At 71.4% G+C, this 23245-nt stretch carries 18 protein-coding genes and 1 tRNA gene; 11 read left to right on the forward strand and 8 right to left on the reverse strand.

Annotated features, from left to right (window positions below; all coding sequences use genetic code 11):
- Nucleotides 1-46 precede the first annotated feature (46 nt).
- Nucleotides 47-1045 carry a phosphotransferase gene (locus ABIC52_RS03945; protein WP_126891382.1) on the reverse strand — a complete coding sequence of 333 codons (999 nt, stop codon included), beginning with the start codon at nucleotides 1043-1045 and terminating at the stop codon, nucleotides 47-49.
- A 119-nt stretch (nucleotides 1046-1164) separates the two neighbouring features.
- Here ABIC52_RS03945 and nudC point away from each other — a divergent pair, with 119 nt between their 5' ends.
- Nucleotides 1165-2100 (forward strand): NAD(+) diphosphatase, encoded by a 936-nt coding sequence (nudC, locus tag ABIC52_RS03950; protein ID WP_126891383.1) that lies wholly within the window; start codon nucleotides 1165-1167, stop codon nucleotides 2098-2100.
- A complete protein-coding gene (locus ABIC52_RS03955; protein ID WP_209823247.1) occupies nucleotides 2097-3851 on the forward strand; it encodes an ATP-dependent helicase in 1755 nt (584 codons plus the stop codon). Before nudC ends, ABIC52_RS03955 begins: the two co-directional genes overlap by 4 nt.
- Here the strand turns inward: ABIC52_RS03955 and ABIC52_RS03960 are convergent.
- Both ABIC52_RS03960 and ABIC52_RS03965 read right to left on the reverse strand, forming a co-directional pair.
- Nucleotides 3742-4599: a TOMM precursor leader peptide-binding protein gene (locus ABIC52_RS03960; protein WP_209823249.1), complete on the reverse strand. Its 858-nt coding sequence runs from the start codon at nucleotides 4597-4599 to the stop codon at nucleotides 3742-3744. The genes ABIC52_RS03955 and ABIC52_RS03960 overlap by 110 nt on opposite strands.
- A gap of 60 nt (nucleotides 4600-4659) precedes the next feature.
- Nucleotides 4660-6084 carry a zinc-dependent metalloprotease gene (locus ABIC52_RS03965; protein ID WP_126891386.1) on the reverse strand — a complete coding sequence of 475 codons (1425 nt, stop codon included), beginning with the start codon at nucleotides 6082-6084 and terminating at the stop codon, nucleotides 4660-4662.
- Nucleotides 6085-6210: 126 nt separating this feature from the next.
- Here ABIC52_RS03965 and ABIC52_RS03970 point away from each other — a divergent pair, with 126 nt between their 5' ends.
- The 4 genes from ABIC52_RS03970 (at nucleotide 6211) to ABIC52_RS03985 (ending at nucleotide 11623) form a co-directional block, all read left to right on the forward strand.
- Complete coding sequence (locus tag ABIC52_RS03970) at nucleotides 6211-7320, forward strand: YlbL family protein (RefSeq protein ID WP_354026676.1); 1110 nt, start codon at nucleotides 6211-6213, stop codon at nucleotides 7318-7320.
- Nucleotides 7321-7564: 244 nt separating this feature from the next.
- Entirely contained in the window at nucleotides 7565-10591 is a 3027-nt protein-coding gene (locus ABIC52_RS03975) for a UPF0182 family membrane protein (RefSeq protein WP_209677717.1), read from the forward strand.
- A gap of 63 nt (nucleotides 10592-10654) precedes the next feature.
- A tRNA-Met gene (locus tag ABIC52_RS03980) sits at nucleotides 10655-10731 on the forward strand.
- Between the two features lie 79 nt (nucleotides 10732-10810).
- Nucleotides 10811-11623 carry a carbon-nitrogen hydrolase family protein gene (locus ABIC52_RS03985; protein ID WP_354026677.1) on the forward strand — a complete coding sequence of 271 codons (813 nt, stop codon included), beginning with the start codon at nucleotides 10811-10813 and terminating at the stop codon, nucleotides 11621-11623.
- 630 nt (nucleotides 11624-12253) lie between these two features.
- On the opposite strand, the gene ABIC52_RS03990 is transcribed toward ABIC52_RS03985, so the two are convergent.
- On the reverse strand, nucleotides 12254-13456 hold the full coding sequence (locus tag ABIC52_RS03990; RefSeq protein ID WP_126891389.1) for an aminotransferase class I/II-fold pyridoxal phosphate-dependent enzyme: 1203 nt from the start codon (nucleotides 13454-13456) through the stop codon (nucleotides 12254-12256).
- A 223-nt stretch (nucleotides 13457-13679) separates the two neighbouring features.
- Here ABIC52_RS03990 and ABIC52_RS03995 point away from each other — a divergent pair, with 223 nt between their 5' ends.
- The 5 genes from ABIC52_RS03995 to ABIC52_RS04015 all read left to right on the forward strand — a co-directional run bounded on the left by ABIC52_RS03995 (nucleotide 13680) and on the right by ABIC52_RS04015 (nucleotide 20183).
- A complete protein-coding gene (locus ABIC52_RS03995; protein WP_354026678.1) occupies nucleotides 13680-15779 on the forward strand; it encodes a S1C family serine protease in 2100 nt (699 codons plus the stop codon).
- Nucleotides 15780-15987: 208 nt separating this feature from the next.
- The gene (locus ABIC52_RS04000; RefSeq protein ID WP_126891391.1) at nucleotides 15988-17031 is read left to right on the forward strand and encodes a glycosyltransferase family 2 protein; all 1044 of its coding nucleotides are present in this window, start codon (nucleotides 15988-15990) and stop codon (nucleotides 17029-17031) included.
- A 9-nt stretch (nucleotides 17032-17040) separates the two neighbouring features.
- The gene (locus ABIC52_RS04005; RefSeq protein ID WP_126891392.1) at nucleotides 17041-17859 is read left to right on the forward strand and encodes a CDP-alcohol phosphatidyltransferase family protein; all 819 of its coding nucleotides are present in this window, start codon (nucleotides 17041-17043) and stop codon (nucleotides 17857-17859) included.
- Nucleotides 17856-18809 carry a glycosyltransferase family 2 protein gene (locus tag ABIC52_RS04010; protein ID WP_209677723.1) on the forward strand — a complete coding sequence of 318 codons (954 nt, stop codon included), beginning with the start codon at nucleotides 17856-17858 and terminating at the stop codon, nucleotides 18807-18809. Before ABIC52_RS04005 ends, ABIC52_RS04010 begins: the two co-directional genes overlap by 4 nt.
- 141 nt (nucleotides 18810-18950) lie before the next feature.
- Nucleotides 18951-20183 (forward strand): CDP-glycerol glycerophosphotransferase family protein, encoded by a 1233-nt coding sequence (locus ABIC52_RS04015; RefSeq protein WP_126891394.1) that lies wholly within the window; start codon nucleotides 18951-18953, stop codon nucleotides 20181-20183.
- Between the two features lie 14 nt (nucleotides 20184-20197).
- On the opposite strand, the gene ABIC52_RS04020 is transcribed toward ABIC52_RS04015, so the two are convergent.
- The 4 genes from ABIC52_RS04020 to ABIC52_RS04035 form a co-directional block, all read right to left on the reverse strand.
- Nucleotides 20198-20509, reverse strand: coding sequence for a hypothetical protein (locus ABIC52_RS04020; protein ID WP_126891395.1), 312 nt, complete (start codon nucleotides 20507-20509; stop codon nucleotides 20198-20200).
- 106 nt (nucleotides 20510-20615) lie between these two features.
- The gene (locus ABIC52_RS04025) at nucleotides 20616-21386 is read right to left on the reverse strand and encodes an ABC transporter ATP-binding protein (RefSeq protein WP_126891396.1); all 771 of its coding nucleotides are present in this window, start codon (nucleotides 21384-21386) and stop codon (nucleotides 20616-20618) included.
- Complete coding sequence (locus tag ABIC52_RS04030) at nucleotides 21386-22210, reverse strand: ABC transporter permease (protein ID WP_126891397.1); 825 nt, start codon at nucleotides 22208-22210, stop codon at nucleotides 21386-21388. The genes ABIC52_RS04025 and ABIC52_RS04030 overlap by 1 nt, the downstream gene beginning before the upstream one ends.
- Nucleotides 22211-22254: 44 nt before the next feature.
- Nucleotides 22255-22950 carry a phosphocholine cytidylyltransferase family protein gene (locus ABIC52_RS04035; protein WP_354026679.1) on the reverse strand — a complete coding sequence of 232 codons (696 nt, stop codon included), beginning with the start codon at nucleotides 22948-22950 and terminating at the stop codon, nucleotides 22255-22257.
- Nucleotides 22951-23245: the final 295 nt, after the last annotated feature.

Raw genomic sequence — 23245 nt, forward strand, 5'->3', positions numbered from 1 at the left:
GCCTCCCGTCCGGCGTGTGGTCGCCTCGGACCGGAGACCGGTGAGGTCAGCCGTGTCGACGCTCGGTCGACGACAGGAACTGCTCGACCTCGCCGATCTCCATCGTCTCGGGGGAGACCGACTGCAGCGGCGCCGCGCTCGGCGTCTGCACCGCGTCGACGAGACGGTGCATCATCGCGACCGCGTCGTCGACCACCTCGGTGCTCTTCGCCTGCACGCCGTGCAGCAGCCACTGCGCGGTCTCGAGCTCGTGGTACACCCGGGCACGCTGGGCGAGTTGACGGTCGCGGCCGCCGCCGTTCGCCTCGTACGCGCTGAGGACGGTGTCGAAGGCATCACGACGACCGGCCAGCACCCAGGCGAGGTCCTTCGCGGGGTCGCCGAGCCGGAGCTCGCCCCAGTCGAGGACACCGGTGACCGCGTCGCCGTCCACCAGGACGACCCCGGTGCCGAGCGCACCGTGCACGACGGTGGGCGTGAACTGCCAGAGCTGCTGGTCGCGCGCGGCGCCCTCCCACCGCTCGACCAGGGCGGCGGGCACCAGCTTGGTGGCGACCGCGCGGTCCATCACGGAGACGGCGGAGCGCAGGACCTCGAACGGGGTGAGCGACGGCAGGCCCGCGTCGGTCACGAAGCTCGTCGGGAGCTGGTGCACGGCGGCGACCGCGCGGCCGACGGCGGTCGCGAGCTCGGGACGTTCGCCGAGGTCGCGCAGCGTCGGGTGGGTGCCGGGGACGTAGGTCGTCACGATGGCCCGCGTCGAGCCGATCGGCGCCTGACCGCGGTACTCGGCGACGGCGAACGGCAGTCGCGAACGGATGCCGGCGCTGAGGGCGCGGATCGCGACGAGGTCGGCGGACTGCCGGGCCTCGGCCCGCTGGTTGCGCGGTCGACGGATCGCGCTGAGCGTGCCGTCCGCACCGCGCAGGACCGCCGACTCGTAGTCTCCGGAGGCGGCCGAGCCGAGGGTCTGCGTGCCGGTCAGGACCAGACCGGGAACGGCCGTGGTCGCCAACGCGGCTAGAGTGAACTGGGATCCCGCCATGCCCCTCAGGGTAGGTCCGCGTCCGGTGCCGGAGCGCACGCCACGCTGGCCTGTGCAAGCCCGGGCACCGTCCACAGGGTCCTGCCGAGAAGCCCGTCCCGAACGAGGAGCACCCAGCCGTGACCGTCGAGTTCGCCGCCAGACTCCCGCTCTCCCGCAACGAACTCGACCGCGACGCGGAGTTCCGGACGACCCCGGACCTCGACCGCGTCCTGCGCGCCGACCCGGAGACGCGGTGGTTGCCCGTCCGCGGTGCCGACCTGCTCCGTGACCCCGCCGGGGCGCTCCGGTTCGTCGACGCCGACGCGGTCCCCGAGGACGCGGTGACGCTCTACCTCGGCCGAGCGGTCAGCGACGCTCCGGACGCTCCTGCGGGCACCCGCTTCGTCGCAGCCCTGCTCGACGCGTCCGCCGCCGCGGCGATCGAGCCGGACGACGAGGCCTGGGCGAGCCTCCGCATGTTCGGCACCGAGCTCTCGGCCCGCGACCAGGGCCTCGCCGTCGAGGCCGTCGCGATGGCGAACTGGCACGCCGTGCACGGGTTCTCGCCGCGCACCGGCTCCCGGTCCGAGGTCGTCAGCGGCGGGTGGGTCCGCCGCGATCCCGAGGGCCACGAGCTCTTCCCGCGCACCGACGCCGCGATCATCGTCGGGGTCACCGATGCCGACGACCGCATCCTGCTCGGGTCGAACGCCGCGTGGGACGCCGACCGCTACTCGCTGCTCGCGGGCTTCGTCGAGCCGGGGGAGTCGCTGGAGGACGCCGTCCGCCGCGAGGTCTGGGAGGAGTCCGGCGTCCGCGTCGAGGAGCCCGAGTACCTCGGGTCGCAGCCCTGGCCGTTCCCCGCCTCGCTGATGCTCGGCTTCCGGGCCCGGGCCGTGGACGGCGACCCCTCGACCGCGCGCCCCGACGGCGTGGAGATCCTCGACGTCCGGTGGTTCTCGCGCGACGAGGTCCGCGAGCGTGCCGGTGACACCCTGCTGCTGCCCGGCCGCACGTCGATCGCCCGCGCGATCATCGAGGAGTGGTACGGCGGGCCGCTGGACGTGCCGTGACCGACCCGCATGCGACGACCGGTGCTCCACCGGTGCGCCCACCGTCGCCGGACGAACTGCTCGCAGCACTCGACGCCGAGCAGCAGACCGTCGCCCGGACGCTGCTCGGGCCCGTCGCCGTGCTCGCCGGTGCGGGGACCGGCAAGACCCGGGCCATCACCCACCGCATCGCCTACGGGGTGGCGACCGGCACGTACTCGCCGAACCACGTCCTCGCGCTGACCTTCACCACGCGTGCGGCCGGGGAGCTCCGGTCACGGCTGCGTGCGCTCGGCGCCGGGACGGTCCAGGCACGCACCTTCCACGCCGCGGCCATGGCGCAGCTCAGCTACTTCTGGCCGGACACCGTCGGCGGGCACGCTCCGCGGATCGTCGAGTCGAAGGGGCGGGTGATCGCCCACGCGGCGGACACCGTCGGGATCCACGTCGACACTCCGGTGCTCCGCGACCTGGCCGCCGAGGTCGAGTGGCGCAAGGTGCAGATGCTCACCTACGACGAGTACGAGGCCGCGGCGGCTGACCGGGTGATGCCGCGCGACACCCCGGCCCGGCGCGTGGTCGACCTGATGAAGGCGTACGAGCAGCTCAAGGACGACCGCCGGCAGCTCGACTTCGAGGACGTGCTGCTCGCGACGCTCGGCATGGTCGAGTCGGAACCGCGGGTGGCCTCGTACGTCCGGCAGCAGTACCGGTTCTTCGTCGTGGACGAGTACCAGGACGTCTCGCCCGTGCAGCACGACCTGCTCCGGGCGTGGCTCGGCGGCCGTGACGACGTGTGCGTGGTCGGCGACGCCAGCCAGACGATCTACTCGTTCGCGGGCGCGTCGAGCCGGTACCTGCTCGGCTTCGGGTCGGAGTTCCCGCGCGGGTCCGTCCTGCGGCTCGAACGGAACTACCGGTCGACGCCGGAGGTCGTGCACGCCGCGAACACCCTGATGCGCGGGCAACCGGGCGCCCTCGACCTCGTGGCGCAGTCCGCGGAACGAGGCCCGGAACCCGAGGTGCTGCCCTGCGTGCACGACGGCGACGAGGCCCAGACCGTCGCCCGTCGCATCGGGGAGCTCGTGGCGGCGGGTGCGGCGTTCGGCGACTGCGCCGTGCTGTACCGCGTCGGAGCGCAGTCCGCCGCGCTCGAGTCCGCCCTCGGCCGTGCCGGCATCCCGTACCGGGTGCAGGGCGGCACGCGGTTCTTCGACCGGCCCGAGGTGAAGCTCGCGGTGCACCACATGCGCGGCGAGGCCGTGCGGCAGACCGACGACGAGCTGACCCGCCGGGTCGGACTCGTGCTGCAGCTGAGCGGCTGGACACCGACGCCGCCGGACGGCACCGGCGCGGTCCGTGACCAGTGGGAGGCGCTGCAGGCGATCATGGGCCTGGCCGAGGCAGCGCCCGCCGGCACGACCATGCAGGAGTTCACGAAGGACCTGGTCGACCGTGCGGCGACCCACCACGAGCCCGAGCTCGACGCCGTCACCCTCGCCACGCTGCACTCGTCGAAGGGCCTCGAGTGGCCGCACGTCGTGGTCGTCGGCGCCGCCGAGGGGCTGCTGCCGATCTCGCACGCCTCGACCGACGTCGAGGTCGACGAGGAACGCCGACTGTTCTACGTCGGGCTGACCCGTGCGCGCCGCTCGATCACGGTCACGTGGTCACGGCAGGGCTCCACGCGTGGGGGCGCCCGGGCGCCGAGTCGGTTCCTGGCAGCGCTCGACAGGCACACCGAGGGTGCGGTGCCACCGGCAGCAGACTGACCGTCAGGTCGTCCCGGTCGAACACGACCTGGTCGGTGCCCGGCTGCTGTGTCCGCAGGGGCAGGCGCTGCACGAGCATCCGCACGGTCGCCGACGCGACCGCGGCGAGCCGCCAGGGCGACAGCGGAGCCGCCGGGCGGCCCCACACCTGCGCCGCCAGCGTCGGCCACGCCGGGTCCTCGTCCACACGGGCGTACTCGACGCACTGCAGGCAGGGTCCGTCGCCCGGGACGACGACGGGCCCGAGCCGGATCCGTCCGTCGCCGACCACGAGCGGCAGGTGCGGGGTCCCGCGGCGCGCCCACGCCGACCGGAGTGCCGGGTCGACCACGTGGTCGGCGACGACCACCGCGAGCGCCGGCGGCGGATCCGGCAGCACGACCGGGCCACCACGGGGTGCGACCGTCCGGGCGACGGTCACGCCCTCGCCCGAGAGCATGTCCGCGACGGCGTCGGCGAGGACCCCGTCCCCGTGGACCTCGACCCGGGCGAGCGGCTCGGGCAGGACCTCGACGACGGCGGGGGATGCATCCCCGAGCACGCGGGCCGCCACCTCGGGCCGGCACCCGGTCGTGGCGGCGAGGGCGGTCAGGGCGTCGCGGCTGGTCTCGCGTCGGAGCGCGCAGAGGAAGCGTTCCTCGGCGACGGTCGGTACGGGGACGACGGCGCGCGGTGGGTCGACGCCGAGCTGGACGGTGCTCGGGTCACGCCAGACGAACTCGAGCGCGGGGTCGATGCGGATGCCCATGCCCCCACGCTGGCGGAACGGCCGGCCCCGTGGGTGCCGGCCGTCACGATCTGTGGAGAACTAGCGGGGTCCGGCACCGGGGGAGTCGTCGCCCGCAGCCCCGCCGTCCGCGGTGCCGTCGCCCTCGTCCTCGATGCCACCGCTCTCGTCCTCGCGCGGGCGGTCACCCGAGGCGTCGTTGAGCAGGTCCTCGAGTGCCTTGTCGAACGCATCGTCCTCGGCCGAACGGCCCGGGTTCCGGAGCCGCAGCACGAAGGCGTCCGGGTCGTCCACGTCCTCCGACGTCGGCACGGCGTCGAAGTGCGACCAGAGGGCGTCGCGCTCCTCGGCGCCGAGCTCCTCGGTGACCCGCTGCCAGAGCGCCGCGGCCTCGCGCAGTCGACGGGGACGCAGCTCGAGACCGACGAGCGTGGCGAAGGCGGACTCCGCCGGGCCTCCCGCGGCACGGCGACGGCGCACCATCTCGGCGATCGCGTCGGACTTCGGCAGTCGCGTGGTCGCCGCTGCGGTGACGGTGTCGACCCAGCCCTCGACGAGCGCGAGCATCGTCTCGAGCCGACCGAGCGCTGCCTCCTGTTCGGGCGTCCGCGGCGGGATGAGCGCACCGGACGCGAGTGCGTCGCGGAGCTGCTCCTGGTCGGTCGGGTCGATCTCCGACGCGAGTTCCTCGACCCGGTCGAACGGGATGTGGATCCCGCGGGCGTAGTCGGTGATCGACGAGATGATGTGCAGCCGGAGCCAACGGGCCGACCGGAAGAGCCGGGCGTGCGCGAGCTCGCGGACGGCGAGGTAGATCCGGACCTCGTCCTCGGGGACGTCGAGGCCCTCGGCGAACTCGGCGACGTTCTGCGGCACCAGCGCCGCGACCTGCTCGTCGAGGAGCGGCACACCGACGTCACCGCCGGAGACGACCTCCTTCGACAGCTGTCCGACGACCTGGCCGAGCTGGATGGCGAACAGGGCACCGCCGACGCCGCGCATCGCCTTCGAGACGTCGCCGAGCATCGCCTTGAGCTGCTCCGGCGCGCGCTGCTCGATCGCCTCGGTGAGGGCGTTCGAGATGCTCAGCGCCACCGGCTCGGCGATCTGTGCCCACACCGGCGTCGTCGCCTTCGCCCACTGCTCGCGCGTGTACAGGCTCGGCGTGGCCGTGAGCTCGGGCACGGTCGTGGCCTCGTCGAGCCAGAGCGCAGCGACCTGGAAGGCCTGGTCCGACGCCTGGGCGGTCGCCGGGTCCACCGGGTGCCCGCCGTCCCGCGCGATCGCGGTGGCCCGTTCGGACGCCACCGAGAAGTCGATGCCGTCCCCGCCCGACTGTGCCGCGCGCTGCAGCTGGCTCATCAGGTTCGCCACGAAGGCGGGGTCGTTCGGCAGTCCGGCCGCGCCCGCGAGCTGCGACGGGTCGATCTGCCCCTCTCCGGAGAGCAGCTTGCGCAGCATCTCCTGGAAGTCGTCGTCCGGCCCCGGCTGCGGTTGATCAGGCATGCGCACTACGCTAATCCCCGCTCGTGGAGCCGCACCTGGGACGGCCCCGCGGGACTGCCCATCCGGCTGCGCCGAGGGCGAACACCCGGGCCGCGTCCGCCGGCCCACACCTCGCAAAGGACGTCCGTGACCCTCTTCGCTCCCGCGCCCCGCCGCCGGTCCCGCGCTCGCACCGTCGGGTGGGCGTTCGTCATCGGTGCCGTGGTGCTCGGACTCCTGGCGAGCTTCCTGCCGAGCCCGTACCTGATCGAGGTGCCCGGCCCGGTCTACAACACGATCGGCACCCAGCGGCAGGGCCAGGGCAAGGCCGCGAAGGACGTCGAACTGATCCAGATCGACGGCGCGCAGACCTACCCCACGGCGGGCGCGCTCGACATGCTCACCGTGGGGATCCAGGGCGACGCCACGACCCGTCCGTCGTGGACGAGCGTGATCCGCGCACTGTTCTCGCGCTCCGAGGCGGTCATCCCCGCCAGTGCCGTCTACCCGGAGGGCACCACCACCGAGCAGGTGAACCAGCAGGACGAGGCCGACATGCGGTCGTCGCAGCAGTCCGCCGTCGCCGCGGCGCTCGTCCACCAGGGCTACGACCTGCCGACCGAGCTCCGGGTCGGGACGGTGCAGGACGGCTCCGCCGCCGACGGGACGATCCGCGAGGGCGACGTCATCACGGCCTTCGACGGGAAGCAGCTGACCGAGAACGTCGACGCCGGCTCACTGCGCAAGGCGGTCGCGGAGCACGGCACCTCGTCGCCGGCGACGGTCACGCTGCTGCGCGACGGCCAGCGCGAGCAGGTCGAGGTCACCCCGCGCGAGGAGCAGGGCACCCCGCTCCTCGGCGTCGGGGTCACCGAGCGGTACGACTTCCCCTTCGAGGTGAAGATCGCGCTGCAGGACGTCGGCGGTCCGTCCGCCGGCATGATGTTCGCGCTCGGGATCATCGACGAGCTGACGCCGGGCAAGCTCAACGGCGGCGAGCACGTCGCCGGTACCGGCACGATCACCGCCGACGGCGAGGTCGGCCCGATCGGCGGCATCCGGCAGAAGCTCTACGGCGCGAAGGACGCCGGCGCGACCGTGTTCCTGGCGCCGGCCGACAACTGCGACGAGGTCGTCGGTCACGTCCCGGACGGTCTCGACGTCTACAAGGTCGCCACGCTCGACCAGGCCGTCACCGACCTGCAGACGATCGCATCGGGGAAGAGCACCGCCGGACTCGCGCGCTGCGGCTCCTGACCCGACCGCGCGCGTGCCGCGTCGTGCGGGCACGACGCGATCCGTGCCTCCCGGCCGGCCTGGAGGCCCTGCCCACCTTCCTGAGTCCCCGTACAGTTTCGCTGTCGGTGCGGACCAATAGGATCGGTGCACTGACGGCCCGCCGTGCCGGGCCCGCCGGTCCGACACGTCTGGAGCACATCAAGTGACGACAACCTCGTCCACCTCGGGCACTGCAGGGCGGCGTTCGCCGCGGGTCCCGATCGTGGTCACGATCATCGTGCTGGCCGCACTGGTGATCGGCTTCTTCATCTTCGCCAGCCTGTACACCGACTACGCGTGGTTCGCGCAGCTCGGCTTCCAGCAGGTCCTCACCACCCGCTGGATCGCGGGCACGCTCATGTTCGTGGCCGGGTTCCTGGGCATGGCCGTCCCGGTCTACGTGAGCATCGCGCTCGCATTCCGGTTCCGACCGGTGTACGCCAAGCTCAACTCGCAGCTCGACCGCTACCAGCAGGTCATCGAGCCGCTGCGTCGCGCGGTGATGATCGGCATCCCGGTCGTCCTCGGCCTGTTCGCCGGTCTGGCCACGGCCGGCCGCTGGAGCATGGTGCTCGAGTACTTCAACCGGACGTCCTTCGGCAAGAAGGACCCGCAGTTCGGGCTCGACATCGGGTTCTACGTGTTCGAGCTGCCGTTCTGGCGCTCGATCGTGGCGTACTCGTCGGCCGTCGTGCTCATCGCCGGCATCGCCGCGCTCGCAGCGACCTACCTGTACGGCGCCCTGCGCTTCGGTGGGCGCGAGGTCCGCATCTCCAAGGCGGCGCGCATCCAGCTCGCCGTGACCGCCGCGCTCTACGTGGCCCTGCAGGCCGTCAGCCTGTGGCTCGACCAGTACGCCGCGCTGACGAAGGACAACCCGCTCATCACGGGCGCGCAGTACACCGACGTCAACGCCGTCATCCCGGGTCGCGAGATCATGGCGGGCATCGCGGCGATCGTCGCGGTCCTGTTCATCGTCACCGCGGTCATCGGCCGCTGGCGCATCTCGATCGTCGGCACCGGGCTGCTGCTCGTCGCGGCCATCGTCATCGGCGGCGTCTACCCGTGGATCATCCAGCGCATCCAGGTCAAGCCGTCGGAGCGCACGTACGAGTCCGCGTACATCGAGCGGAACATCAAGGCCACCCGTGACGCCTACGGCGTGAGCGGTGTCGAGGAGCAGAACTACGACGCGACGACCGAGGCCAGCTCCGGCGCGCTCGCGCAAGACGCCCAGACCACGGCGAACATCCGCCTGATCGACCCGAAGATCGTCTCGGACACCTTCAGCCAGCTGCAGCAGTACCGGCAGTACTACCAGTTCCCGGACCAGCTCGACGTCGACCGCTACGACATCGACGGCCAGACCGAGGACACCGTGATCGCGGTCCGCGACATCGACCTCGCCGGCCTCAGCTCGCAGGCGAACACCCAGTACAACCGGACGTTCGTCTACACGCACGGCTTCGGTGTGACCGCGGCCTACGGCAACCAGCGCGCCAGCGACGGCAAGCCGGTGTTCCTCGAGTCCGGCATCCCGTCGAACGGCAAGCTCGGCAACTACCAGGAGCGCGTCTACTTCGGTGAGACCTCGCCGCCCTACTCGATCGTGGGCGGACCCGAGGGCTCGAAGAACATCGAGCTCGACTACCCGGCCGGCTCGGACGACAGCGACGGCGGCAACGCCACGACGACGTACCAGGGCGACGGCGGACCGAGCCTCGGCGGGTTCTTCAACCGGCTCGTCTACGCGGCGAAGTTCCAGTCCGAGCAGATCCTGCTGTCGAACGCCGTGAACCGTGACTCGCAGATCCTGTACGACCGCGACCCGATCCAGCGCGTGCAGAAGGTCGCCCCGTACCTGAAGCTCGACAGTGACGCGTACCCGGCGATCGTCGACCACCGCATCCAGTGGATCGTGGACGGCTACACGACGAGCGACGCGTACCCGTACTCGCAGAGCCAGAGCCTGTCGGACACCGTCGCGGGCACCGACTCGTCGGCCTTCAGCACCGACCAGGTGAACTACATGCGCAACTCGGTCAAGGCGACCGTCGACGCGTACACGGGCAAGGTGACGCTCTACGCGTGGGACACCGAGGACCCGGTGCTCAAGACGTGGCAGAAGATCTTCCCCAGCACCACGCAGCCGGTGTCGCAGATGAGCGCCGAACTGCTCGACCACGTGCGCTACCCGACCGACCTGTTCAAGGTGCAGCGCGCCATCCTCGGCACGTACCACGTGACCAACGCGAACTCGTTCTACTCGGGTGACGACGCGTGGAACACGCCGCAGGAGACCACGACGGGCACGAACGACTCCGAGGCGAACTCCGACACCGTCTCGCAGACGACGACGAACGCACTCGGCACCAGGACCACGCCGTCGCAGGGCAACCTGCAGGACCCGTACTACCTGACGATGAAGGTCCCGGGGCAGGACACCGCGTACTCGCTCTACACGACCTACATCCCGCAGCAGTCGGCCGGAGCGAACAACCGCAACGTGCTGACCGGGTACCTGGCGGTCGACTCCGACGCGGGAGGCGCCGGCAAGGGTGAGAAGGGATCGAACTACGGCAAGCTCACGCTGCTGACGATGCCGAAGACCGACAACATCCCGGGCCCGGCACAGGTGCAGAGCCTGTTCAACGGTGACACCACCGTCTCGCAGGAGCTGAACATCCTGAAGCGCGGCAACTCGACCGTGAAGCAGGGCAACCTGCTGACGCTCCCGGTGGGTGGCGGCTTCCTCTACGTGCAGCCGGTCTACGTCCAGTCGACGTCCAGTGGTTCCTACCCGCTGCTGCAGAAGGTGCTCGTGGCCTTCGGTGACAAGATCGCGTTCGAGGACACGCTCGACCAGGCACTCAACGAGCTGTTCGACGGCAACTCCGGTGCCGCCGCCGGCGACCAGGGTGCTGCGGACGGATCCGGCTCGACCGGTTCGTCGGACTCCGGGTCGACGGGCTCGGGGTCGGGGTCGTCGGATTCGGGGTCGGGTTCGTCGGGCTCGGGGTCGGGATCGTCCGGCTCGTCCGGTGACTCCGGCTCGACGTCCGGTGGTTCGGGCGGCTCGTCGAGCGGCTCGGGGAACCAGGCGCTCGAGCAGGCGCTGGCCGAGGCGCGCAGCGCGCTCCAGGACCGCCAGCGGGCCTACGCCGACAACGACCTGGTCGCTGCGGCCGAGGCGGACAAGCGCCTGCAGGACGCCATCGAGGCCGCGACCGCGGCCGAGAACGGCAACTGACACGCCGTGGCGAGGCACTCGATTTGTGCCTCGCCACGGAGCTGTGTAGGCTATTCAACGTGCCGCGGGGTGGAGCAGTTCGGTAGCTCGCTGGGCTCATAACCCAGAGGTCGTAGGTTCAAATCCTGCCCCCGCAACCAAGCGTCACAAGAAGGCCCCGGTCCGATCGGACCGGGGCCTTCGTCGTGTTCGGGAAACGCACGCGGCTACGCTCGCCCCATGGCTATCCTGACCGTCGCTGCCGCGCAGTTCGCTCCCACCGACGACTCCGTCGCGAACCTCCGGACCGTCCGGACCGCCGCCGAGGAGGCCGCGGAGCGCGGCGCCGACCTGCTCGTGACGCCCGAGTACACCTCGTACTTCAGCGCCGAGCTCGACGAGCGCTTCGTCGCCGCAGCCGAGCCGCTCGACGGGCCCTTCGTCAGCGGACTGCAGGAGATCGCGCGACAGCACTCGCTCGCGCTGGTGGTCGGCATCGCCGAGACCGCAGACACGAGCGGGCGGTTCCGGAACACCCTCGTCGCCGTGCTGCCGGACGGGTCGATCGCCGCGACGTACCGGAAGGTGCACCTGTACGACGCGTTCGGCTCGAAGGAGTCCGACCGCATCGAGTCCGGCGACGCCGACCAGCTGCCCGTCTTCGAGCTCGGCGGCCTCCGTGTCGGGCTCGAGACCTGCTACGACCTGCGCTTCCCCGAGGTCTCCAGACGACTGGCAGCACCGGAGGTCGGCGCAGCGGACGTGGTGGTCCTGCCGGCCGAGTGGGTGCGCGGGCCCGGGAAGGAACACCACTGGCGCACGCTGCTGACCGCCCGTGCGATCGAGAACACGGTCTGGGTCGTCGGCGTCGGTCAGACCGGGCCGATCGGCATCGGCGACTCCGTGGTGATCGACCCGTCGGGGGTCGCGGTCGCCGCTGCCGGAGAGAGGGTGGGGGCCATCGTCGCGACGATCGACACCGCCGTCACCGAGGAGGTCCGAGCGGTCAACCCGTCGCTCGCACTCCGTCGCTTCGACGTGCACCCGCGTTGAGGCGCCTCGCGCGTTCGAACGGCGCCTGTTCCTCGCTCGTCGGCGCCGGCGTCGGCGTCGACGTCCCCGTCGACGTCCCTCGGGCGCTCGTCCGTCTCCACGAGCGGGCGGAACCGGACCGCCGTGTGCGGGACGCATCGCCGGTTCCGCCCGCTCGCGGCAGCGGCTGCGGCCGGTTGCTCGGCGACGACCAGCCCGGGCTCCGGCGTGGGCTGCGCGAGGGTCGACGCGTGCACGTGTCGAGCGGGCGGAAGCGGCGGCGCTCAGCTCCGAAGCGTTCCGGGAAGGCCCGCTCGGCGTGACGGCGGTGAGCGACAGCGAGGCTCGGGCTCAGGCCTCAGGCCTCAGGCCTCAGGCCTCGGGTCACGCCGAGCGGGCGGAAGCGGCGGCGCTCAGCTCCGAAGCGTGCAGGGAAGGCCCGCTGGCGGCAGCGGCTGCGGCCGGTTGCTCGGCGACGACCAGCCCGGGCTCCGGCGTGGGCTGCGCGAAGCTCGATGCGTGCACGTGTCGAGCGGGCGGAAGCGGCGGGGCTCAGCTCGGCAGCGTGCAGGGAAGGCCCGCTCGGCGCGACGGCGAGGCTGGGCAGCGCGCGCCGAAGAGTGGGCAGGTGTGCGTGGGCAGGGACCGGGGTCAGCGCGGCGGGGCGAGCGCGGCGAGTCGCGTGGCGGCCTCGGACAGCACGTCACGCCGCTTGCAGAAGGCGAACCGCACGAGCGACCGGTAGCCCGCGGCCCGCTCCGGCCGGACGAACGCCGAGACCGGGACACCCACCACGCCGGCGAGCTCCGGCAGGCGGAGGCAGAACTCGCGGGCGTCGTCGTACCCCAGCGGTGCGGTGTCCGCGAGGACGAAGTAGCCGCCGTCCGGTTGCATGACCTCGAAGCCGGCGGAACGGAGTCCGGCCGCGAGCAGGTCGTGCTTCTCGGAGAGCTCGCTCGCGATGCCGTGGAAGACCGCGTCCGGCAGACGGAGTCCGACCGCGACCGCGGGCTGGAACGGAGCACCGTTCACGAACGTCAGGTACTGCTTGACCGAGACGACGGCCTCGACGAGCGCGGGAGCGGCCGTGAGCCAGCCGACCTTCCAGCCGGTGGTGCTGAAGGTCTTGCCAGCGCTCGAGATCGTGATCGTCCGGTCTGCCGCGCCGGGCAGGGTCGCGACGGGGACGTGCGGGGTGCCGAAGGTGAGGTGCTCGTAGACCTCGTCCGTGACGACGAGGGCGTCGTGGCGCTCTGCGAGCTCGAGCACCGTTGCCAGGACCTCGCGGGGGAGCACCCGCCCGGTGGGGTTGTGCGGGGTGTTCACGAGCACGATCCGCGTGCGGTCGGAGAACGCGGCGCGCAGGGTGTCCTCGTCCGGCAGGAAGTCCGGAGCAGTCAGGGGCACCGTCACGTGCGTGCCCCCGGCGAGGCGGATCAGCGCCCCGTAGGCGTCGTAGAAGGGCTCGAAGGTGATCACCTCGTCGCCGGGTTCGACGAACGCGAGCAGCGTGGCGGCGAGGGCCTCGGTCGCGCCTGCCGTGACGAGGACCTCGCGATCCGCGTCGACTCGCAGGCCGTACCAGTGCGCCTGGTGCTCGGCGATCGCCTCGCGGAGCTCCGGCGCCCCGCGTCCGGGCGGGTACTGGTTGACCCCTCGGCGGATCGCGTCGACTGCGGCGTCGAGCACCTCGGCCGGGCCGTCCTGGTCGGGGAAGCCCTGGCCGAGGTTGATCGCCCCGGTGGCAGCGGCGAGTGCACTCATCTCGGCGAACACGGTCGGTGCGGGCACGCCGTCGGGGCCGAGCAGCATCGCCCCTTCCGCGGCTCGGAGCCAGGGTCCGGTGCGGTGCATGGTGGGTCCCTCCGGTGCGCCGGGCGCGGATCGACGCCCTGGAGCACTCCAACCTAGTAGGACGGATCAGTGGCCTCGCCCCGGCACGTCGTGTCTCGTCGCGAGACCGGGAGGACGCCCACAGCCCACGCATAAGATCGCCATAGGTCGCTTGCAGCCCCAGCAGGAGCACCGCTCAGGTGGACGCGGAAGACTGCAGGAGCTTGAAAGGAGCACGTCCAGCATGACCGACACCACGCCACACGGCCAGGGCGATGACAACCGCCCCGAGGACACCGACCACCGGGCCGCTGCCGAGGACGCCACGCGCGACACCTCCGGCGAGGGCGCGTCGACGCAGGACGTCTCCGGACTCCCCGCCGACCGCCACGCGGACCACGACCACACCGACGTGTTCGACCACGCCCGTGCTGGTGAGACCGACGTCATCCCGACGGGGGGCGACAACGCGACGGACCGCTACACCGCGCCGTACCCGACCGTCGAGCGCGACGGCAGCGGGGCCGCGCAGCAGTCCAGCCCCTACGGCTCCGACAACGCGCACCACGACCAGACCGCGACAGGCGCGTACGGCCAGGGTCAGTACGGCCAGGACCAGTACGGCCGGGACCAGGGCCAGTACGGACAGACCCAGTTCGGCCAGGACCAGGGCCAGTACGGGCAGACCCAGTACGGCCAGAGCCAGGGCCCGTACGGGCAGACCCAGTACGGCCAGAGCCAGACCCAGTACGACCAGGGTCAGCACGGCCAGGACCAGGGCCCGTACGGGCAGACCCAGTACGGCCAGAGCCAGAGCCAGAGCCAGAGCCAGAGCCAGAGCCAGAGCCAGAGCCAGAGCCAGAGCCAGAGCCAGTACGGCCAGGCCCCCTACGGTCAGGCGCAGTACGGCACCGATCAGGACCGCTCCGGCCAGGGGCAGTACGACCGCCCGCGCTACGGCGAGTACGCGCAGGGCACGTCGCAGTACGGTTCGCAGTACGGCACCCCCCAGAGCGCCTCGTACCCCGGCTCCGCCCAGGCGCCCTCGTCCGCCAGCGCCTTCGGCGACGTCGACGGCTCGAACCAGCGCAACGGCCACTACTTCGGCGGCGCTGCCGCGGGTGCACCGACCGGGACCGCCACGAGCACGAACGGGAAGAACGGCCGCAACAAGCTGGTCCTGCCGATCGTCGCCGGGCTGGTGCTCGCCGGCCTGGTCGGCGGTGGTGCAGGCTGGGCCGCGGGAGCCTCCCAGTCGGGCACGACCGTCATCGGCTCGGGCTCGTCGCAGAGCGGCGGCAACCTCACGGTCAACGACTACAACAACGCCACCGTCGTCACCGCCGTCGCTGCCCAGGCCACGCCCTCGGTCGTGACCATCAACGTGTCGTCGGGCTCCGCGGGCGGCACCGGCTCCGGCGTCTTCTTCACGAAGGACGGCTACATCGTCACGAACACCCACGTGGTGACCCTCGACGGCGACAGCGCGAACGGCACCATCACGGTGACGACGTCCGACGGCAGGATCTACCCGGCGAAGCTCGTCGGCACGGACCCGACGGTGGACCTCGCGGTGATCAAGATCGACGCGACCGGCACCAAGCCGATCTCGTTCGCGAACTCGTCCGACCTCAACGTCGGTGACACCGCGGTCGCGATCGGTGCGCCGCTCGGGCTGTCGAACACCGTCACCGACGGCATCGTCTCGACGCTCAACCGCAGCATCCAGGTCGCCTCGAGCGCCCCCAGCCAGGGCGGCGACTCGAACGAGGGCGGCAACAGCGACAGCCCCTTCGAGTTCCCGGGCAACGGTGGGTCCTCCACCAAGACGACGGTCTCGCTGCCGGTCATCCAGACCGACGCGTCGATCAACCCCGGCAACTCGGGCGGCGCCCTGCTCGACTCCAAGGGCAAGCTGATCGGCATCAACGTCGCCATCGCGAGTGCGGGCAGCTCGCAGTCGTCGGATGCGCAGTCCGGCAGCATCGGTGTCGGCTTCGCCATCCCGTCGAACCTGGTCGAGCGTGTCGCGAACGAGATCCGTGAGAACGGCTCCGCGACGCACGGCCTGCTCGGCGCCACCGTCGGCGACGCGTCCGAGGACGCGAAGGCCACCCAGATGGGCGCGCTGATCAAGTCGGTGTCGTCCGGCGGAGCGGCGGCTGACGCCGGTCTGCAGAAGGGCGACGTCGTCACGAAGATCGGCTCGGCATCGGTGGCGGACGCCACCGACCTGACCGCGCAGGTCCGCTTCTTCGCCGGCGGTGCGAAGACGACGATCACGTACGTCCGCGACGGTCAGACACGCGAAGCCGACGTCACGCTCGGGACCTACAAGAGCTGACGCGACGAGCGACGGACGGGAGGCGCGGTGCCGGCTGGCACCGCGCCTCCCGTCCGTCGTCCGGTGGTCGCCCGCCGACCACCGGTGTTGCGCGGTCCGCTCGGGACGCAGGTGGGCGCTCCTGCCGCTTGATAGGCTCATGGCTGCTCTCCGGGGCGGTGCCGGCTCTCGGTGCGCTCCGCGCGTCAGCCACGACCCCGAGGACCGCATGCAGACAGACGGACAGCCCCTGCCGGGGGTCTCGTACGTGATGCCGGTGCTCAACGAGGTCACCGAGGTCCGTGCCGCGGTCGGGAGCCTGCTGGAGCAGGACTACGAGGGTCCGTTCGAGGTGATCCTCGCGCTCGGACCGTCGATCGACGGGACGAACGAACTCGTGGCCGAGATGAGCGCTGCCGATCCTCGTGTCCGGGCCATCGAGAACCCTGTCGGGTCCACACCTGCCGGGCTGAACGTTGCGATCCGCGCGTCGGTGCACCCGATCGTCATCCGGGTGGACGCCCACTCGGTGCTGCCCGCCGACTACACGCGGATCGCCGTGCGGGTGCTGCTCGAGTCGGGGGCGGACAACGTCGGTGGCATCATGCGCGCCGAGGGTCGCACGCCGTTCGAGCGTGCCGTCGCGCACGCGTACGGCAGCCGCGTCGGCCTCGGCGGGACCCCGCACCACGTCGGCGGCAAGGCCGGACCGGCCGAGACCGCGTACCTCGGGGTGTTCCGACGCGACCGGCTCTTCGAGGTCGGGCTCTTCGACGAGGGCATCAAGCGCGGCCAGGACTGGGAGCTCAACCGCCGGCTGCGGCAGACCGGTGGCACGGTGTGGTTCACCCCGGAACTCGTCGTCACCTACCGCCCGCGGCCGAGCCTGCGACGCCTCGTCCGGCAGTTCGTCGCGACCGGACTGTGGCGCGGCGAACTCGCTCGCCGGTTCCCTGCGAACAACGGCCTGCGGTACTTCGTCCCGCCGGCCATGGTCGCCGCGATGGCGCTCGGGATCGTCGCGGGCATCGTCGGCATCGTCGGCGCCGCGCTCGGGTCGCCGGTGGCCTGGGCGGCGCTCGGCTTCGTCGTCCCCGCGGTCTACCTGCTCTTCGTCGTGGTCGGCGCCGTCGCCGTGGCACGGCGCTCCGGGCCGGCCACCACGCTGTGGCTGATCGTCGTCCTGCCGTGCATCCACGTCGGCTGGGGCATCGGCTTCATCATCGGGTTCCTGACCAGGACCTCCGAGCTGACCACGCACACGGGACGGTGACCTGACCCCTTGACCCACGACACCTCCGGCCGCGGCGCGGCCCGACCGAGCTCCATCGCCGAACTCCGCGCGGTCGCCCAACCCGACGAGGTCCGCTCGCGCGCGAACGCCGAGCACTGGACCGCGTCGCTCTACCTGCGCGACGTCTCGCCGTACCTGACCTGGCTGCTGCTGAAGACCCGGGTGTCGGCGAACCAGGTGACCGGTCTGATGATCCTGGTCGGGTGGAGCGTCGCCGCGGCACTGCTGATCCCCGGCATCTGGGGTGCGTTGCTCGCCCTCGTGCTCGGTCAGCTGCAGATGCTCGTGGACTGCTGCGACGGCGAGGTGGCTCGGTGGCGGGGTACCAGGTCGCCGGCCGGGGTCTTCCTCGACAAGGTCGGGCACTACACGACCGAGGGGCTCATCCCGATCGCCCTCGGGGTCCGGGCCGCGACCTGGCCGATCCACGGCGCGGACTGGATGTGGACGACGATCGGGTGCGCGCTCGGCCTGGTGATCGTGCTCAACAAGGCGCTCAACGACATGGTCCACGTCGCTCGGGCGAACGCGGGCCTCGAGAAGCTCGTCGACCGTCGCGACGCCGGCACCGCGCCCTCCGGTCGACGGCTGGCGACGCTCCGCCGCGCGGCGCGTTTCCTGCCCTTCCACCGTCTGTACCACTCCGTCGAGCTCTCGATCCTGGCGTTCGTGTTCGCGCTGCTCGGGCTCGTGGTCGGTCATCCGCTGGCGGACCGTATCCTGGTCGGTGCGCTGTTGCCGCTCGCGGTCCTGGCGACCGCCGGTCACTTCGTCGCCATCATGGCGTCGAAGCGGGTCCGTGCATGACCGGGTCGACACCGGAACCGACGCTGGGCCAGCAGCCGGCCGTGACACCGGGCACTGCGCGACGGAACGCGCCGCCGCACCGGCAGCGCCCGCGCATCGCCGTGGTGAGCCTGTCCCAGGGCACCCGGCCGGACGATCTCCGTCAGGGGTTGGCGAGCGTGCTCGCGCAGCAGGACGTCGAGCTCGACGTCGTCTGCGTCGGCAACGGCTGGGAGCCGGCCGGCCTGCCCGACGGTGTCCGTGCGCTCGCCCTGCCGGAGAACGTCGGGATCCCGGCCGGCCGCAACGCCGGTGCGGAGGTGGTCGACGGCGACCACGTGTTCTTCCTCGACGACGACGCGTCGATCCCGTCGCCGACCTTCCTGCGCGACGCCGTGGCGCTGCTCGACCGCGACCCCTCGGTCGGGCTCGTGCAACCGCGGGTGGTCGACCCGACGGGGTCCGCCAACCCCCGACGCTGGGTGCCGCGGATCCGCAAGGGTTCGGCGACGGACTCGTCGCCGGTGTTCTCGGTGTGGGAGGGCGCCGTGCTCCTGCCGATGGACGTCTACCGTGCCGTCGGCGGTTGGGGAGCGCCGTACTTCTACGCGCACGAGGGCATCGAGCTCGCGTGGCGCGTCTGGGATGCCGGTCGACGCGCGTGGTACGCCGGCGACCTGGTCGCGCACCACCCGGCGATCGACCCCGCCCGGCACGCCGAGTACATCCGCCTGAACGCGCGGAACCGCGTGTTCCTGGCCCGACGCAACCTGCCGCTGGCGCTGCGACCGCTGTACGTCGGGTCGTGGGCCGCGATCCAGGTCGCCCGCTGGTGGCGGCACCCGCTGCGACTGCGGACCTGGTTCGCCGGTCTCCGTGAGGGCTGGACGGCGGACTGCGGTCCGTCGCGGCCGATGGGATGGCTGACGATCGCCCGGATGACGCTCGCCGGCCGCCCGCCGGTCGTCTGAGCCCGCCACCACGTCCGACCAGGGGCTCCGGAGCCCCGTCGGTCTCGCAGCGCTCGGTGTCGCAGCAGTCGGGGTCGTCCCCTCCGCTGACCGCGCCGTCGAGCACCCCGCACAGCAACCGCCCGTAGCCTGAGGACCACCATGCCGATCACCAAGGACGTCCGGACCGCGATCCGCCTCGCCCGCCGCCTGCTGCGTTCGCGTCGGAACCGACGGGAACTCGACCGTCGTCTGCCCGGTGCTCCGCAGTTGCCGCCGCGGTCGATCGAGGTCGCGGTCTACTTCGCCGACGGCCCGGTGAACATGTACCAGATCCGCCAGTGGTACGCGCCGCTGGCGGAACTCGCCCGCGAGCACCCCGTCGCGATCATCTCGCGCAGCCCCGGGACGATGACGACGCTGCTCGACGAGTCGCCCGTCCCTGCGGTGTACGCACGGCAGGTGGTCGACCTCGAGCAGTTCGTCGAGGATCAGGCGCCGAAGATCGTCCTGTACGTCAACCAGAACGCCCGCAACTTCCAGATGATGCGGTACGGACGCATGTGGCACGTCTTCGTCAACCACGGCGAGAGCGACAAGATGTACATGACCACGAACCAGTTCAAGGCGTACGACTACGCCCTGATCGCGGGGGACGCCGCACGGGACCGCCTGCGTTCCGCGCTGTGGGACTACGACGTCGACAGGAGCACGATCGCGATCGGCCGTCCGCAGGCCGACCACTTCGCCGGCGCCGTGCCGTACCCGCACGACGACCGCACCGTCGTGCTGTACGCGCCCACGTGGGAGGGGGACCGCGCGGCCGCTGCCTACGGCTCGATCGTGTCGCACGGGGTGGAGCTCGCCGAGCGCCTGCTCGCCTCGGGTCGCCACCGGCTGGTGTACCGGCCGCACCCGCGCAGCGGTGTCGTCGACCCGGACTACCGGGCCGCCCACGAGCGCATCGTCGCGGCGATCGCCAGCGCGAACGCCGCCGATCCGTCCGCGCACCACGTGTACGACGACGGCCCGCAGCTCGGGTGGCAGCTGGCGGACGCCGACGTCGCCGTGACCGACATCAGCGCGATGATCTACGACCGGCTGGCCGTCGGCAAGCCCCTCATCGTGACGCGCCCGGCGGCACCCGACGCCGACGTGGACGAGCGCGGGTACCTCGGCGACGCGAACTGGCTGCTGGCCGAGGACGCCGCCGACGTGGTCGCGAGGGTGGACGCCGCGGCGAACGACGCCGAGGAGCTCGCGAAGCTCCGGCACTGGGTCGAGCGGTACTTCGGCGACACGACGCCGGGCGTCGCGACGCGTCGACTGCACGCGGCGGTGGACCGACTCGTGGCGCGCTGGCACGAGGTCGCCGAGGAGCGCGGCGAGGTCTGACCCGGCGGCCGTCGTCACGACGCGAGCCCGACCAGCCGGTCGCCGACCAGGGACATCCGCCAGAGGTACTCCGACCGGTCGGGGCGACGCCACCGGACGACCACGATGCCGGTCTGCTCCGGATCCGCGCCGAACACCGCGATCGACAGGGACCGCCCCGGGTCGAGACGGTTCACCGCCAGCGGCGGACAGAAGCCGCTGCCGAGGTGGGTGAAGGAGATCGCGTGCAGTGGCTCGGGCCCGGTGTTCACCAGGTCGTAGCGACGTGGTGCTCCGGATCGGTCGACGGTGAACGGGACTGCGTAGGCCGTGGGTGGGTGGTGCATGCCGGTCACGGTAGGGGGAGGGGCCGACGTCGGGGCTCCGGGGGAGGCCTCCGGGGCGCCTGCCTGTGGAGGAGGGGAAGGCGGGCCCTCGGTGTGGAGGAGGGGCTCAGGCCCCGTGGTCCGCCGCGTACCGATCCAGCGCTGCCTCGATCGTGTCGTCGAGCTGCAGCCGACCCTTGTCGAGGTAGAGCCCGCGGTCGCAGAACCGGCGCAGGTCCTTGTCGCTGTGCGAGACGAAGAAGAGCGTCCGACCGCCGGCGAGCAGCTCCTCGATGCGCTTGTAGCACTTCTCGCGGAAGCCCTTGTCGCCCACGGCCAACACCTCGTCGACCAGGATCACCGGTTCGTCCAACCGCGAGATCACGGCGAACGCGATGCGCACCTTCATGCCGCTCGACAGGTGCTTGTAGGGCGTGTCGACGAAGTCGCCGATCTCGGCGAAGTCGATGATCTCGTCGAACGCGTCGCGGATCTCCGCTCGCGACATCCCGTGCAGCCCGGCCGTCAGGTACACGTTGTCCCGGACCGTCAGGTCACCGACGAAGCCACCGGTGATCTCGATGAGCGGGGCGACCCCGGCGTTCACGCGGACGCGGCCCTCGTCCGGCAGCATGACCTGGGCGACGAGCTTGAGCAGCGTGGACTTGCCCTGTCCGTTGCGACCGACGACGCCGATCGCTTCGCCCGGCCGCACGTCGAAGGACACGTTCCGGAGCGCCCAGAACTCGTCCGCGCGCTTGCGCCGGTTGCTCCCGGCGAACAGGTCCTTGAAGCTCCGGCTCGCCCGGCGGTTGCGCTTGAACCGGATGCCCGCGTCGCGCACGGAGATGACGGGCGCCACGGTCGTGGACGGAGCAGTGGAGTCGGTGGCGGTCATCACAGCTCCTTCAGGACACGGTGCTCGCTCCGGCGGAACACGACCAGGCCGACGCCGAGCACGACAGCCGTGACGAGCACCGACACGCCGACCTCGACCCAGTCGAGCTGACCGGGGAAGAACGCGGAACGGTAGAGGCCGAAGATGCCGCTGAGCGGGTTCAGCGCGGCGATGTCGTGCAGCCGATCGGGGAGCGCCTGCGTCCCGTAGATGATCGGGGACGCGTAGAAGAGGAAGCGCAGCACGAGCTTCACGGCCCGTTCGAGGTCACGGAAGAAGACCACCAGCGGCGCGACGATGAGGCCGAGGCCGTAGACCAGCGCCCCCTGCAGCACGATGGCCAGGGGGTACAGCGCCAGTTCCCAGTGCAGGTGAGCGCCGGTGGCGATCGCGAAGATCGCGAGCACCGGCAGGCTGAGCAGGAACTCGATCCCCTTCGACGCGTTCACCCGGGCGACCCAGATGCTCCGCGGGATCGTCGTCGACCGGATCAGCTTCGCCTCCTTCGTGAAGGCACGCGTGGAGTCCGACACCGCTCCGGTGAACCACATCCAGGGCAGCAACGCCGACAGCAGGAAGACGATGTACGGTTCCTCGCCCACCGAACCGCGGTGGAACACCTGGGTGAAGACGAACCAGTAGATCGCCGACATCACCAGGGGGTCGAGGATCGACCACAGGTACCCGAGGGCCGACGTCGAGTAGCGCACCCGGAGGTCGCGGACGGTGAGCAGCCAGAGTGCCTGGCGGTAGCGCCGACCGGCACTCCGCGTCGCCGCCGATGCGGTCGTCGCGGGTACGGTCGGCGCACTCGCTGTGGTCACGGTTTCCCTCCGGGCGGATCCGCCGAGGGGGTCCTGACGGTGGTTCAGGCGAACAGGTCGTTCGCGCGCTCGAGGTCCTCGGCGAAGTCGATCTCGACCGCGTACAGGTCGGAGATGTCGATCGGCGACCAGCGTAGCCCGTCCTCGGCGATGGCAGCCTCGATGCCGCCCTCGAAGTACTCCTGGTCGTCGACGCGTCCGAGCTGGCGGATGAGCGCCTGCTTGTCACGCGAGGAGACGTAGTTGATGCCGACGGCCTCGCCGAGGCCGCCCACGACCCGCTTCGAGAGCTCCTTGATGCAGCCCTGGGCGTCGACGGTGTACTTGACCTCCTCGTCGGAGACCTTCTCGGTGTTGACGCTGACGAACGAGCGGTCCTGGTCCATCAGGTCGGCGGCGCGGACGAGGGCGCGCGGGTCGAAGACGACGTCGCCGTTCATCCAGAGGACGCCGCTCTTGCCGGTGGCCTTCAGCGCGCGCAGCAGGCTCTTCGAGGTGTTGGTGGAGTCGTAGGACTCGTTGTACACGAAGTTCGCCTCGGGGAACGCCTCGACGATGTACTCGGACTTGTAGCCGACGACGATCGTGACGCGGGCGCTCGAGCCGAACGCGGCGCGGATGTTGTCGAACTGCTGCTGCATGATGGTGCGGCCGTCGCTGAGTTCGGTCAGCGGCTTCGGCAGGCTGCGGCCGAGCCGGCTGCCCATCCCCGCTGCGAGGATGACGATCTGCGTGGTCATGCTGGTCCCTTCTGGTGTCCGCCCGCGCGCCGCGTGGGGCACGGGCGGGCCTCGTCGAGTGTGCTCGCACCAGGTCTGAGTTCGCCGTGAGCGTGCGCCTTCTGCACCTTCGTGCGGGGGACGAGCGGCCACGGGAGCCCGTCCGAGCAGGTTTCCATGTGGTGAACACTCCGTCGTGCCCTGGTGAATGATACGGAACGGGCGCGCTCCGGGGTACACCCGTGCGCGCTTCGTACTCAATTCGTGACCCTGTGACCGATCCGGTACCGGAGCCCGCACGGACGCGCCGACGGTC

The sequence above is a fragment of the Curtobacterium oceanosedimentum genome (assembly GCF_040545555.1).
In the GTDB taxonomy this organism is placed as follows: Bacteria; Actinomycetota; Actinomycetes; order Actinomycetales; family Microbacteriaceae; genus Curtobacterium.